This is a genomic window from Streptomyces fractus, from assembly GCF_049844455.1.
GTDB classification, from domain to species: domain Bacteria; phylum Actinomycetota; class Actinomycetes; order Streptomycetales; family Streptomycetaceae; genus Streptomyces; species Streptomyces fractus.
In genome coordinates, this window is record NZ_JBMYHI010000002.1 from 4952751 (window position 1) to 4965952 (window position 13202).

Consider the following 13202-nt stretch of genomic DNA (forward strand, 5'->3'; position numbering starts at 1 on the left):
AGGATCGGGACATGAACGGGCAGGGCACCGACGAGACGCACGTGCGGGACGCCGCGGAGGCCCGCTCCCGGTTTGTCGAGCGCTTCGCAGCCCAGCTCGTCGAGGCAGGCATGGGCCGGATGCCCTCCCGCGTCTTCGCGGCCCTCCTCGCCTCCGACTCCGGCGCCCTCACCTCCGCCGAACTCGGCAAGCAACTCCAGGTCAGCCCGGCCGCGGTGTCCGGCGCGGTGCGCTATCTGACCCAGCAGCACATGGTCTCGCGCGAACGCGAGCCCGGCACGCGCCGCGACCTGTTCCGGGTGCACAGCAACCAGTGGTACGAGGCGCTGACCAACCGCGACAGCATCCTGGAGCGCTGGGAGGACGCCCTGCGCGAGGGCGTCGAGAGCCTCGGCGCCGACACCCCGGCGGGCCGCCGCATCGGCGAGACCCTGGCCTTCTTCGAATTCGTCCAGGTCGAACTGGCGGCCCTGATGGAACGCTGGCGCGAACACCGAAAGACCCTGGACAACTCGAGCCCCTCCGGCGATTGAGGAGCGGGGCCCGGGCAGCGCCCCGAGACCTCGGCCACGGCGCCGGGCGCCGCTCACGGCAACGCCAACCGCCACGCCCCCGCCCGCACGGACCACGTCCTCCTGCGCACCGGCCCCCCGATCCGCACCTGATCCGCCCGGTACCGGAAATCCGCCCCGGTCACCGTGACCGTGTGCGCCCGCACCGAGACCGGCGCCTCCGCGGCCCTGCGCACCTCCACCCACGCGAGCCCGTCCCCCGCGCACGGCGTCACCGTCACCCCCCGCACCGGCTCGTCGAGGTCGACGAGCGTCGCCCCGTCCGCCTCGATCCGCAGCCGCGCGGGCTGCGCCTCGTCCGCGTCGGCCCCCCGCGGCGAGCGCACCGCGAGGTTCCGCACGAGCGAGCCGCACGTCCGCCACCACGGCCGGCCGTCCTGCGCCTCCGAGTCCGAGGGATCCGGGATCGGCGGGATGCACAGGCCGCCGAGCACCACCCCGTCGCTGTCGTCCACCAGCAGGTCCAGCTGCCGCTCCGCCCCGTCGAGCGCGGAGCGCGCCGCTTCCACCGTCCCCGCGGGCACACCCAGCGAGTGCGCGAGCGACACCGCGGACCCCACCGGCACCATCGAGAACACCGCGTCCGCAAGCTCCCGCTCCCGGTGCAGCAACGACACCGCCCGCAGCAGCGCCCGGTCGTCGCCGACCACGACGGGCCGCCGCACACCCCGCTTGGCCAGCGCTTTCGCGAACTCGGCGGGTCCCTCGGGCAGGCACACCTTCGCCGTCGAACCCGCGCACAACACGTCCTTGGCGATGCGTACGGACTCTCCGTCGGCACGCATCGCGACCGGATCGACGATCACCAGAAGCTGCCGCGACAGCCTCCCGCTCGCGTCGTCCGCACGGTCAGATGGATGGTCCAAAGCCGCCACCTCGGCCTTGCCTCGCTTCCTCGGGTAGCATCTTTGTGCAAGAGCCCCTTGCGCTATTGCGCCAGGGGCTTCGTCTATTCCGGGGCACCCCAAGGCTCACGAAGGCATGCCGCACAGCCGCGGCCACAGCCCCTGACCTTGGACATGCCCCGCCCGGAAGGGGTGTACGCCTGTGCCCGCACTTGTGCTGCTCGGTGCTCAGTGGGGTGACGAAGGCAAGGGAAAGGCCACCGACCTGCTCGGTGGATCCGTGGACTATGTAGTGCGCTACCAGGGCGGCAACAACGCCGGCCACACGGTTGTCGTAGGCGACCAGAAGTACGCGCTGCATCTCCTCCCTTCCGGAATCCTCTCGCCGGAGTGCACGCCGGTCATTGGAAACGGTGTCGTCGTCGACCCGTCGGTCCTGCTCTCCGAGCTGAGCGGTCTGAACGAGCGCGGCGTCGACACGTCGAAGCTCCTGCTCAGCGGTAACGCGCACATCATCACGCCCTACAACGTGACGGTGGACAAGGTGACGGAACGCTTCCTCGGGAAGCGGAAGATCGGCACCACGGGCCGCGGGATCGGGCCGACGTACGCGGACAAGATCAACCGCGTCGGCATCCGCGTCCAGGACCTCTACGACGAGTCGATCCTCACCCAGAAGGTCGAGGCGGCCCTCGAGGTCAAGAACCAGCTCCTGACGAAGCTCTACAACCGCCGCGCCATCGAGGCGCAGCAGGTGGTCGAGGAGCTGCTCGGCTACGCCGACAAGATCAAGGGCTATGTCGCCGACACCACCCTGGTGATCAACGACGCGCTCGACGAGGACAAGGTCGTCCTGTTCGAGGGCGGCCAGGGCACGCTCCTCGACATCGACCACGGCACGTACCCCTTCGTGACCTCCTCGAACCCGACCGCGGGCGGCGCCTGCACGGGCGCGGGTGTCGGTCCGACGAAGATCAGCCGCGTCATCGGCATCCTCAAGGCCTACACGACGCGGGTCGGCGCGGGCCCGTTCCCGACCGAGCTGTTCGACCAGGACGGCGAGGACCTGCGCCGCATCGGCGGCGAGCGCGGTGTCACCACCGGCCGTGACCGCCGCTGCGGCTGGTTCGACGCGGTGATCGCCCGCTACGCGACCCGCGTCAACGGCCTCACCGACTTCTTCCTGACGAAGCTCGACGTGCTCACCGGCTGGGAGCAGATCCCGGTCTGCGTCGCCTACGAGATCGACGGCAAGCGCGTCGAGGAGCTCCCGTACTCCCAGACCGACTTCCACCACGCGAAGCCGGTCTACGAGTACCTGCCGGGCTGGTCCGAGGACATCACGAAGGCCAAGACCTTCGCCGATCTCCCCAAGAACGCGCAGGCGTACGTGAAGGCGCTGGAGGAGATGTCCGGCGCCCCGATCTCGGCGATCGGCGTCGGCCCCGGCCGCGACGAGACGATCCAGGTCAACTCGTTCCTGTAAGCCCTCACCGGCTTCCACGCCCCGGTCCGCTTCGGCGGGCCGGGGCGTGCGCGTTCCGCCCTCAGCCCGCCCTGTCGTACGTCACCGGTGCCTCGCCCCCCGACATCGCGCGCCTCAGTTCGCCGGTCGCCGTGAGGGTGATCGTGCTGGAGGCGCCCGGGGAGCAGGCGTCGGCCGGCTGCGCGATGGTCGGTTCGGTGGGGCCGATCCGGACCGTGGAGGACGTCGCCGACTCCAACTGGCCCTGGAACACGCAGTGGTAGGGCGCGCCGTTCTTCTGGTAGCCGTCCGCCGTCAGGGAGAAGACCGTGTCCCCTGACGCGCCCTGCTGGAGCGTGATGCTGCGCGGGTGGTGGCCGTTGGCGTTGTCGATCGCGCCGTCCCACGTGCCGAGGAAGTCGGTCGGTATGTCACCCGCGGCGGACCGCGGGGACTCCTCCTGGGGCGAGGACGCCTCCGGGGGCGGGGAACTCGGGCCGGGGGAGGACGGGGTGGAGGCGGCGGTCGAGGCGGACGCCCCGGTCGAGGCGGAGGCCGCGGCCGAGGCCGAGACCTTGTTGTCCGCCCGGCCGGGCGACTTGTCCTTGCCGTGCATCAAGGCGTACACCGAACCGCCCGCGCCGAGCGCCACGATCAGCGCGACCGCGATGAGCACCGGGGTGGACCGATCACGGCGCGGAGGCTCGGGCGGCGGCGGTCCGTAGGGCGGGGTCCCGCCGCCCCAACCGCCGTTCGGATGACCGTAGGAGGGCGGCTGGGGAAGCGGCTGCGGCTGCGAGGGGTGCGGGTGGGCGTACTGCGGCGCGGGCGTGGGCGGCGGCGTCGCCGGTGCCTCGTGGGAGACCATGGTCGGCAGGTGATCCAGCGAGCCCGCGCCCGGTGTGCCGGGCGGTGGCGGCGCGGGCACCGGCGTCCGGGCCGTGTGCTCCGGGTTCTCCGTGTCGAGCAACTTCACCGCGTGCCGCCCGAGTTGGGCGACGAGGGCGCCAGGCAGCCACGGGTCGCGGGTGCGGCCGCCGTCGCCCAGCGCGTCGTCGACGCCGGTCCTTTCGAGGATCTCGTCGAGCGTGGGCCGGTCGCCGGGCTGCTTGTGCAGACAGTCGCGGACGAGGTCCTGAAGTCCCTCCGGCAGCTCCGTCAGCTCGGGCGGCTCCGACGCGATGCGGTACATCAGGGCGTGCACCCCGCTGTCGGTCGTACGGAACGGCAGCTGCCCCGACGCCGCGTAGGCGAGCACAGAGCCCAGACAGAACACGTCGCACGCCGGGGTGATCCGGTCGCCGCGCACCTGCTCGGGCGCCATGAAACCGGGCGAGCCGACAAGGGCCCCGGTGCGGGTGAGCCCGCCGTCGGCCACCGTCTCCAGGGCGCGTGCTATGCCGAAGTCGATGACGCGCGGGCCGTCGATGGTGATCAGCACGTTCGACGGCTTGAGGTCGCGGTGGACGATGCCCGCCGCGTGGATGTCCTTGAGCGCGTGCGCGAGGCCGCCCGCGAGGATGCGCACCGAGCGCTCCGGCAGCGCGCCGTGGTCGTGCGAGACGACCTGCTGGAGGCTGGGCCCCGCCACGTACCCGGTCGCCACCCAGGGGACGTCCGCGTCCGTGTCCGCGTCGAGCACCGGGGCCGTCCACGCCCCGCCGACCCGCCGCGCGGCCGCCACCTCCTGGCGGAACCGGTTCCTGAACTCCTCCTGCTCCGCGAGTTCCTCGCGCACCACTTTCACCGCGACCGTGCGCCCCCGCGCCGAACGCGCCAGATACACCTCGCCCATGCCGCCCGCCCCGAGCCGGCCGAGCAGTCGGTACGCGCCGATGCTCTGCATACCCTCCATGTCGCGCCACCCTCCCCCGGTATGTGTGCAACAAATTGAGAATAGTGCGGACATACGACAGAGAGGGGTCCCGCGGGCCGGGCGGTTCCATTCGTCGACGTACGTTGACGCGGATACGCCGGGATGGGCCGGGATGAGCCGGGGGCGGATCGTTAACCGTCACCAAGCGCGGCGTTAACCCGGATGTCCATAGCGTCTGGTGAGGCGCGTGGGGCAGCCGGACGCTCGGGAACGATCGGCGGCGCCCATACGTACCTCTCGTACCCACAGGGACGCCCATGACCGTCATGGGCCTCGCAGTACGACGAAGACCGCAGCCGCCTATCACCAGGAGACCGTGTGATCCCCGCCGTACGCGCCATCGGGCGCGCCGCACTCGCCGCCAAGCCGTTGTCGCTGGACGAACTCAACAACAGGGCCGAGCTGTTGGCCCGCTACGACAACAGCTATCTGGTGCCGGTGGAGGTCTTCGAGGACTTCGCGGCGCTGCTGACCGACCCGCGGCGCCCCGAGGGCCCCTTCCGCTCGCTCTCGGTGAACGGCCGGCGCTGGTTCTCGTACAGATCGACCTATTACGACACCACCGACCTGCGGACGTACCACGACCACCGGCAGGGGCGCCGGCTCCGCTACAAGATCCGCGAGCGGCTCTACCAGGACACGGGGGAGCGGCAGTTCGAGGTCAAGCTCAAGAACGGGCGGGGCGAGACCGTCAAGCACCGCCGCAGGCTGGAGGGCGAGCAGCGGCCGCTCGACGCCGCGCAGCAGGGCTTCCTCGCCGGTGTGCTCGGCGGGGCGTACGGCATCGAGGCGCCCGAGGGGCTCGCCCCCTCGCTGGTCACGGACTACCAGCGCGCCACGTTCGTCGCCGACGGGCAGCGGATCACGTGTGACGCCGGGATCGTGGTGCGGGACCTCTCCGACGGGCGGACGGTGCGTTCCGACGGCGGGCTCGTCCTCGTCGAGACCAAGACGCGCGGACAGCTGACCGAGGCGGACCGGATGCTGCACCGGTTCGGGGTGCGGACGGCCGAGTTCACGAAGTGCTGCGGCGGATTCGCCGCGCTGCGCCCTGAGTTGGGCAACAACCGGTGGTCGCGGGCGGTGCGGGAGGCGTTCCCGAAGTCAAGCGGGCCTGCCGCTGTGGCTGGGTAAGTCAGGCCGATCAAGCCCCGCCGGCGATTGAGGCGCGGGGGCCGGAATGTGCGGCACCGCTGGATTTGGCCCACCGCAAGGTGACCGTCGTCCCCGGCCCGCCGGACGTGAAGGAGACCGTCCCCCCGGTCTCCTCGGCCGTGCGGCGGACGATCGAGAGGCCGAGGCCCGTGGAGCCGCCCCCGCTGGAGCCACGGGTCTCGGCCTCCGGCGGCAGCCCTGGCCCCTCGTCCGCGACCACCAGCTCCGCGGCGGGGCCGTCCACCCGGACCGAGACCCGGAACCCGACTCCCTGCGGCGTGTGGTCCAGTACGTTGCCGATCAACGCGTCGAGCGCCGCGACCAGCTCGTCCTCCGGCACGGGGACGGGCACCGGAGCCCCGGGCACCGACACCTCCAGGCCCCGCCCCTGATCCGTGGCGAGCGGCTCCCAGAACCCCGCCCGGTCCCGCGTGACGGCCGCCAGATCCGCGCCCGCCGCATCGCGGAGCGGCTTGCGCGCCTTGCGGATGACCTCGTCCACGCCCAGTTCGAGCGCCGCGACCCCCGCCGCGATCCGCTCGGCCTCCTCCGCGTCCCGCAGCCCCTCCGCGTCCAGGCGGAGCGCCGCGACCGGGGTGCGCAGCCGGTGCGCGAGGTCCGCCGCGTTCTCCCGCTCGGCGGTGAGCAGCTCGTCGATGCGGGCGGCGAGATGGTTCAGCTCGCCGGCCACGGAGCGCAGTTCCGGTGGCCCCTGGGGCTCGGCGCGGGCGGTCAGATCGCCGCCCGCGAGCCGGTCCGCCGTCCCGGCCAGCGCACGCGTCGCCCCGACGAGCCGCGCCCCGAGCCGGTCCGCGAGCAGCAGCCCGATGAGGACGAGACCGAGCCCGATGCCGGTCAGTGTCAGCCACGACGAGAGCACCCCGTCGTACAGCTGCCGGCCGGTCAGGCTCACCTGGACGACGGCCGTGCCGTCCTGCGCGCCCTGCACCGGCACCAGGACCTGACGGCCCCCGCCCGGCGGCTCGTACGTGAACGCGCGCCCCGCCCGCGCGAGGCGCACGGCGTCGGTGACGGTGGCCGGGGCGCCGATGACCCTGCCGTCGGCGAAGACGATCGAAGTGTCCGGCTGCGAGGATGAGTTGACGCTCTCCACCGCCTGCTCCGCGCCGGCCCGCTCGTCCGGGCTGTGCAGCGAGGGGCCCATCGCGGCGGCCACCCACTGGGCGCGCGCCGTGGCCTCCGCGGTCGTCCGGTCCGCGGCGTGACTGCGGGTGAGCAGGGTCAGCGGGACGAGCAGCGCCGTCAGGACGAGGGCGGTGGTGGCGGCGGTGAGCAGCAGCAGGGTGCGGCGCATTACGCGGCGTCCCCGGCGTCCGGCGCCATCAGCTTCACACCCACCGTGCGCACGGTGTGCAGATAGCGCGGCGCCTGCGCCGACTCGCCCAACTTCCGTCTGAGCCACGACAGATGGACGTCCACCGTCTTGTCGGCGCCGCCCAGTGGCTGCTGCCAGACCTCGGCGAGGAGTTCGCGGCGCGAGACGACCTGTCCCGGCCGTCGGGCGAGATGGGCGAGCAGGTCGAACTCGCGCGGCGTCAGGTCGAGCGGCTGCCCGTCGAGCGTGACCTCGCGGGACGCGGGCGTGATCACGAGCCCGCCGACCGTGAGCGGCTCGTCGGCGTCGCCGGGCAGGCCGAGGCGGCGCAGCACCGCCTTTATCCGGGCGTCCAACTGGGCGGCCCCGAACGGTTTCACGATGTAGTCGTCGGCCCCGTCCCCGAGCACCGCGACCATCTCCCCCTCCTCGTCGCGGGCCGTCGCCACGATCACCGGTACGTCGCTCACCGCGCGCAGCATGCGGAGTATTCGGGCGCCGTCCACGTCGGGCAGGCCCAGGTCGAGCACGACGAGATCGGGCCGGTCGGTGACGGCGGCGTCGAGGCCGGCCATGCCGGTGGCCGCGGTGGCGACGGCGTGACCCCGGTCGCGCAGGGCGCGGACCAGGGCGTTCCGCAGAGCGGGATCGTCTTCGACGACGAGCACGTGAGACATCCGATCACCCAATCAAGCCGCCGCGGCGACGGAGCGGCGGGGGTCCGATATCCAATCCCCTGCGTCGATTGAGCAGCACGGGCCCGGCAGCCGGGCCCGGCATTCAAGCCCCTGCGGCGATTGAGCAGCGTGGGTCCGGTATTCAAGCCCCCTGCGGCGATTGAGCAGCGTGGATCCGGTATGTAAGCACCTGAGGCGACGGAGCAGCGGGGTCCGGTATTCAAGCCCCTGCGGCGATTGAGCAGCGGGGTCCGGGGCGGAGCCCCGTGAGCGCAACGCCGGGGTGCCGCAACCGTCAGTCGTCCTCGTCGTCCGGTTCGGCGACCTCCGTGGCCCGAGGCACGCCGGAGGCCCCACCGCACCGGATCTCGTAATGCCGGTCGGCCCCGTCATCGTCGTCGTTGGGCTCCGCCTCAAGCCGACCCACGCGCCCCGGACCACGCACGACGTCGTCGTCATCGATCTCGTAGCCGTCCGACGGACTCCACGACACCAGGTAGACGCTGCCGTCCGCCCCGCACTCCACCGTCGCCGAGCCACCCGTGAAGCGGAGCGTACGGCGCTGGTCGGCGGCGGACGGGGTGGCGGAGGAACCGTCCGCGCGGGGCGTCGAGGCCCGCGCGGAAGCCAGGGCGCGCTGCACCGCCGCGTCGTCGAGCGGATGGCCGTGCGTGCCGGTCCCGGCGTTCGCGTCGGTGCCCGCCAGCTGCCAGGCGCCGAGGGCACCCGCGGCCGTTCCCACGGCGACCCAGGCCGCGGTCACGGCAACGTTGCGCCAGCGGTGCGCGTTCGGCTGTCTCATGCCGACCAGCCTGCCCGAGGGTTTCCTAACGCCACGCTAAAAGCAGGCCAGGGTGGGGTGGGGAGGGGCGGGGGCGACAGGTTGTCGGGTTCGGCGGCGTCCCACGGACAGGACGCCGATGGTGCGCCCGCGCATCACGCATTTACCCTCGGCCCCATGACCCCTCAGCCGAATCCCGAGGTCGGCGCCGCCGTGAAGGCCGCGGACCGCAAGCACGTCTTCCACTCCTGGTCGGCACAGGAGCTGATCGACCCGCTGGCCGTCGCCGGCGCCGAAGGCTCCTACTTCTGGGACTACGACGGAAACCGCTACCTCGACTTCACCTCCGGTCTCGTCTACACGAACATCGGGTACCAGCACCCGAAGGTCGTCGCGGCGATCCAGGAGCAGGCGGGGAAGATGACGACCTTCGCCCCGGCCTTCGCCATCGAGTCGCGCTCCGAGGCCGCACGCCTCATCGCCGAGCGCACTCCCGGCGACCTCGACAAGATCTTCTTCACCAACGCGGGCGCCGACGCCGTCGAGCACGCCCTGCGGATGGCCCGCCTGCACACGGGCCGCCCGAAGGTGATGTCCGCGTACCGCTCGTACCACGGCGGCACCCAGCAGGCCATCAACGCGACCGGTGACCCGCGCCGCTGGGCCAGCGACACCGGCACCGCGGGTGTCGTCCGCTTCTGGGCCCCGTTCCTGTACCGCTCCCGCTTCTACGCGGAGACGGAGGAGCAGGAGTGCGAGCGCGCGCTGGAGCACCTGGAGTCCACGATCCAGTTCGAGGGCCCGGGGACCATCGCCGCGATCATCCTGGAGACGGTGCCGGGCACGGCGGGCATCATGCTCCCGCCGGCCGGTTACCTCGCGGGCGTCCGCGAACTCTGCGACCGCTACGGCATCGTCTTCATCCTCGACGAGGTCATGGCGGGCTTCGGACGTACGGGCAAGTGGTTCGCGGCCGACCTGTACGACGTGACGCCGGACCTCATGACCTTCGCGAAGGGCGTGAACTCGGGTTACGTGCCGCTGGGCGGCGTCGCGATCTCGGGCGCGATCGCGGAGACGTTCGCGAAGCGGCCCTACCCGGGCGGCCTCACCTACTCCGGTCACCCGCTGGCCTGCGCGGCGGCCGTCGCCACCATCAACGTGATGGAGGAGGAGGGCATCGTCGACCACGCCGCCAAGCTGGGCGCCGAGGTCATCGAGCCGGCCCTGCGGGAGCTCGCCGAGCGGCACCCGTCCGTGGGCGAGGTGCGGGGCGTCGGCATGTTCTGGGCCCTGGAGCTCGTACGGGACCGTTCCACGCGGGAGCCGCTGGTCCCGTACAACGCGGCCGGTGAGGCGAACGCCCCGATGGCGGCGTTCGGCGCCGCCGCCAAGGCGAACGGCCTGTGGCCCTTCATCAACATGAACCGCACCCACGTGGTCCCGGCCCTCAACATCACGGAGCCGGAGGCCAAGGAGGGCCTCTCCGCACTGGACGCGGCCCTGTCCGCAGCCGACACCCACGTGTCGTGACCCACACATAACCGGGCGCCGTGAACCGGGGGCCCGGGGCTTGGCCCGCGGTGCCGGGCTCGGCCCAGCCCCGAACGCCCGGCCCCCCGGCCCGGTCTCCCCGCCCACCTCCCACCCACCCGCCCCCTCCGGGGGCTCCGGCCAGGAGCCCCCGGCCCCGGCAAAACCCCGCCCCGCGCCACGTTCACCGGAGACGTCAGCCCCGGCCCCGCCCCGGCACCCCGCCCCCGCCCCCGAACCCGCAGGCGTAATCTGGCCAGCCGTAACGGACCGTATGAACACGCCAGCCGAACCGGGGGACCCGACCCGTGCCCGTATCTGACGGCCCCGCCGTCACCCGTTCCACCCTGCGGCAGCAGATCGCGGACGCGCTGCGCGACGAGATCCTGGCGGGACGCCTCAGTCCCGGTCAGGAGTTCACCGTCAAGGAGATCGCCGAGGGCTACGGGGTGTCGGCCACCCCCGTCCGCGAGGCCCTCGTCGACCTGAGCGCCCAGGGTCTCCTCGACTCCGCGCAGCACCGCGGCTTCCGCGTCCACGAGTACTCGTTCCCGGACTACCGGGCGATGATCGAGGCCCGCAGCCTCGTCGCGGACGGAATCTTCCGCGGCCTCGCCGAGGACCCGTCCCGCGCGCCGCGCACCGCGGAGGAACTCGCCGGGGTCCGCCGCCGCGGCGAGGAGGCGGCCCGCGCGGCGGGAGCCGGCGACCTGAACGTCCTCATCGGCTACGACCTGCGGTTCTGGCGCGAGCTCTCCGCCCTGTTCGGCAACCCGTACCTCTCCGACTTCTTCCACCGCCTGCGCGTCCAGTCCTGGATGTGCGCGGTCCCGCACCTGCGCGCCGCGGGCGACCTCAGGGGCCGGCTGTGGGCGGGCCACTGCGACCTGGTCGACGCGCTCGCGAACCGCGACCCCGGCGCCGCGCACGCCCTCATCGTCTCGTACAACGACGACTCGCTCTCCTTGATCGAGGCTCTGACAGGCAGTTGAGCGGGTAGAGGCGGGACAACGGGTAGGCGCAAGACAGGTCAACCCCGACCCGCGTCCCACTACCCTGATGACGACGCCGATACCGCCCACCGCGCCGGAGCGATCCGGAGCACTGAGGAGCCCCCTTGGCCTGTGACCTGTGGCTCGTCCCCCTGGTCGACGTGCTGTGCCACAGCCCCGACAACCCGTTCGCCGAGGAACTCGCCCTCTACGACAAGGCGTTGACCGAGGCAGGACTGCCACCGGTGCCGGTCCACGCGTACATGCCGGGCCTGTCCGGGGACGTGGCCCCGGTCGCGGGGTTCGACTACGACGCGCTGCACTTCCTGCGCCGGGCCTACCTCCTGCAGATCTGCGGCCTCGCCGTGACACCGGTCGACGAACTGGGCGGTGACTACGAGCAGTTGCTGGAGATGTTCGAGCCGACGGCCCAGAGTTCTCACCTGGTCTGGCATTACGACCACGCGGGCGCGTACGTTCCCGTGGACTTCGCGGAACCGCTGTCCAACGACGAACTCCTCGCGGGAGGCGGCCCGTTGGGCTCGTCCCACGCGTTGTTGCGGGAGCTGGAGTTCGTGGCCCCGGCGATCGGGATCGACCCGGCGAATCCGCCGCGGCCACCCGCTCCGCCGGTCGCGCCGACGTCGCTCGAGGAGCCGGCCGCGGCCGTGCCCCTGGACGACAGCCCGTTCGCACGGGAGCGGCATGTCTGGCTCGGGCTGCACCAGGCGGCGACGCGGAGTCTCGCGCAGAGCTCCATGCTGATCTTCAGCTGACCGGACCGGTCGCGGTCGACCGTTCCCACGCCACGGGGCTCCGCCCCGGACCCCGCTGCTCAAGCGCCGCAGGGGCTTGAAACACAAGCTTCATCGCGGCTCCGGCGGTCGCTGGCGCGGCATGTTGGGGCGGGTCCCCGGCGGCAGCGGGAAGCGGTTGCTCGGCTGGTCCGCCGGGCGGGCGGCCGGGACGGACGCCTGCATGGTCAGGGGCGCGGGGCCGGACTTGAACTCCACCATCCAGTCCGCCGTCTCGGCCCGCACCAGCTCCGTCACGTCGTCCGAGAACCGCCGCAGCACCCCGAGGCACCGCTCGGCCGCCTCGCTGGCGGTGCCCTCGGTGGGCCCGAGCACCTCTCGTACGTTCTCCGACGCCCAGTCGAACTGGAGCACCTGCAACCGCCGCTGTACGGCCTGCGCCGTGGCCACGTCCCGTATCCAGCCGGACGTCAGCCCGAAATACCGGTCGCACGCGACGCAGGCGACCGCGAGCAGCAGCGACAGATATCCCCAGGGGGCCGCACCGCTCAGCACGCCCGTCAGGTCGAGCAGCGGCAGCACACCGCCGACGACCGCCCCCAGCACCGTGCCCGTCCGCAGCGCCCGCGCGCCCCGCCGCTTCCACACGCGGTCCGAGAGGTACCAGTCCGCCGTGCGCAGGGCGCCCTGCTCGACCCAGCGGTACAGCTCGTCGAGCCGCTCGGCGGGCTCGCCCCAGTCGCCGAGGGGGAGCGTGCGGCCGGTGAGATCGCCCTGCCGGGGAACCTTCTTGCCCCGGCCGTCCCGGTCGCCGTCCTCGCCCGAGCCCGACCCCTCCTGGGGTGCACCTTCGGGCTGCATCTCCGGCTGACTCACCCGGAACTCCCTCGACAGATCACGGCTGGGGCGGCCCCGCACTCGTCGTCAGGGCCTGATGTGCAGCATCTTCCTACCGCCCAACGGGTGGCCGAACCCCAGTTTTCACCGGATCTCCGCCCGGAAGTGGTCCCGCATCAGGTATAGAAAGCAACCCATCTCACTCGAAAGAGTGCAGACCGGAAATGAGGCGGCGCATGCCCCGGGAGGCTTCAGGTCACCGGGGCGGGCGGCCCCCCGACCACGTAGGCTCGATCCAAGGGGCACCGGCGGACAACCGCAGACATACGCCCCGCCCCGACGACGTGCACGGACCGGAAGCGGACCGGAACAGGAGCT

General features: G+C 72.3%; 12 protein-coding genes. 6 read left to right on the plus strand and 6 right to left on the minus strand.

The window, feature by feature from the left end; translation table 11 throughout:
• Positions 1-11 precede the first annotated feature (11 nt).
• Entirely contained in the window at positions 12-533 is a 522-nt protein-coding gene (locus tag ACP4E5_RS24420; protein ID WP_425832079.1) for a GbsR/MarR family transcriptional regulator, read from the plus strand.
• A 53-nt stretch (positions 534-586) separates the two neighbouring features.
• Here the strand turns inward: ACP4E5_RS24420 and ACP4E5_RS24425 are convergent, their stop codons facing one another.
• A complete protein-coding gene (locus ACP4E5_RS24425) occupies positions 587-1357 on the minus strand; it encodes a diacylglycerol kinase family protein (RefSeq protein ID WP_425841623.1) in 771 nt (256 codons plus the stop codon).
• 262 nt (positions 1358-1619) lie between these two features.
• On the opposite strand from ACP4E5_RS24425, the gene ACP4E5_RS24430 reads away from it, so the two are divergent.
• Complete coding sequence (locus ACP4E5_RS24430) at positions 1620-2903, plus strand: adenylosuccinate synthase (protein ID WP_266711597.1); 1284 nt, start codon at positions 1620-1622, stop codon at positions 2901-2903.
• 61 nt (positions 2904-2964) lie between these two features.
• Here ACP4E5_RS24430 and ACP4E5_RS24435 read toward each other — a convergent pair whose 3' ends face one another.
• Positions 2965-4728, minus strand: a complete 1764-nt coding sequence (locus ACP4E5_RS24435) for a serine/threonine-protein kinase (RefSeq protein ID WP_425841625.1) — start codon at positions 4726-4728, stop codon at positions 2965-2967.
• A 348-nt stretch (positions 4729-5076) separates the two neighbouring features.
• Between ACP4E5_RS24435 and ACP4E5_RS24440 the strand changes: the two genes are divergently transcribed.
• On the plus strand, positions 5077-5892 hold the full coding sequence (locus ACP4E5_RS24440; protein WP_425832082.1) for a polyphosphate polymerase domain-containing protein: 816 nt from the start codon (positions 5077-5079) through the stop codon (positions 5890-5892).
• A 10-nt stretch (positions 5893-5902) separates the two neighbouring features.
• On the opposite strand, the gene ACP4E5_RS24445 is transcribed toward ACP4E5_RS24440, so the two are convergent.
• The 3 genes from ACP4E5_RS24445 to ACP4E5_RS24455 all read right to left on the minus strand — a co-directional run bounded on the left by ACP4E5_RS24445 (position 5903) and on the right by ACP4E5_RS24455 (position 8728).
• The gene (locus tag ACP4E5_RS24445) at positions 5903-7228 is read right to left on the minus strand and encodes a sensor histidine kinase (RefSeq protein ID WP_425832084.1); all 1326 of its coding nucleotides are present in this window, start codon (positions 7226-7228) and stop codon (positions 5903-5905) included.
• On the minus strand, positions 7228-7926 hold the full coding sequence (locus tag ACP4E5_RS24450) for a response regulator transcription factor (protein WP_425832086.1): 699 nt from the start codon (positions 7924-7926) through the stop codon (positions 7228-7230). Before ACP4E5_RS24450 ends, ACP4E5_RS24445 begins: the two co-directional genes overlap by 1 nt.
• Positions 7927-8221: 295 nt before the next feature.
• Positions 8222-8728 (minus strand): hypothetical protein, encoded by a 507-nt coding sequence (locus tag ACP4E5_RS24455; protein ID WP_425832088.1) that lies wholly within the window; start codon positions 8726-8728, stop codon positions 8222-8224.
• Positions 8729-8884: 156 nt separating this feature from the next.
• Between ACP4E5_RS24455 and ACP4E5_RS24460 the strand changes: the two genes are divergently transcribed.
• From ACP4E5_RS24460 to ACP4E5_RS24470, 3 genes are all read left to right on the plus strand, one after another.
• Positions 8885-10240 carry an aspartate aminotransferase family protein gene (locus tag ACP4E5_RS24460; protein WP_425832090.1) on the plus strand — a complete coding sequence of 452 codons (1356 nt, stop codon included), beginning with the start codon at positions 8885-8887 and terminating at the stop codon, positions 10238-10240.
• Positions 10241-10548: 308 nt separating this feature from the next.
• A complete protein-coding gene (locus ACP4E5_RS24465) occupies positions 10549-11232 on the plus strand; it encodes a GntR family transcriptional regulator (RefSeq protein ID WP_425832092.1) in 684 nt (227 codons plus the stop codon).
• Positions 11233-11357: 125 nt separating this feature from the next.
• Positions 11358-12008 carry a hypothetical protein gene (locus ACP4E5_RS24470; RefSeq protein ID WP_425832094.1) on the plus strand — a complete coding sequence of 217 codons (651 nt, stop codon included), beginning with the start codon at positions 11358-11360 and terminating at the stop codon, positions 12006-12008.
• A gap of 90 nt (positions 12009-12098) precedes the next feature.
• On the opposite strand, the gene ACP4E5_RS24475 is transcribed toward ACP4E5_RS24470, so the two are convergent.
• Positions 12099-12863, minus strand: a complete 765-nt coding sequence (locus ACP4E5_RS24475) for an SLATT domain-containing protein (RefSeq protein WP_425832096.1) — start codon at positions 12861-12863, stop codon at positions 12099-12101.
• Between the last annotated feature and the right edge of the window lie 339 nt (positions 12864-13202).

Bases quoted from the DNA above. Each gene is read 5' to 3' on its own strand.
- ACP4E5_RS24420 (WP_425832079.1), top strand. From the start codon at position 12: ATGAACGGGCAGGGCACCGACGAGACGCACGTGCGGGACGCCGCGGAG.
- ACP4E5_RS24425 (WP_425841623.1), bottom strand. From the start codon at position 1,357: ATGCGTGCCGACGGAGAGTCCGTACGCATCGCCAAGGACGTGTTGTGC.
- ACP4E5_RS24435 (WP_425841625.1), bottom strand. From the start codon at position 4,728: ATGCAGAGCATCGGCGCGTACCGACTGCTCGGCCGGCTCGGGGCGGGC.
- ACP4E5_RS24445 (WP_425832084.1), bottom strand. From the start codon at position 7,228: ATGCGCCGCACCCTGCTGCTGCTCACCGCCGCCACCACCGCCCTCGTC.
- ACP4E5_RS24450 (WP_425832086.1), bottom strand. From the start codon at position 7,926: ATGTCTCACGTGCTCGTCGTCGAAGACGATCCCGCTCTGCGGAACGCC.
- ACP4E5_RS24455 (WP_425832088.1), bottom strand. From the start codon at position 8,728: ATGAGACAGCCGAACGCGCACCGCTGGCGCAACGTTGCCGTGACCGCG.
- ACP4E5_RS24460 (WP_425832090.1), top strand. From the start codon at position 8,885: ATGACCCCTCAGCCGAATCCCGAGGTCGGCGCCGCCGTGAAGGCCGCG.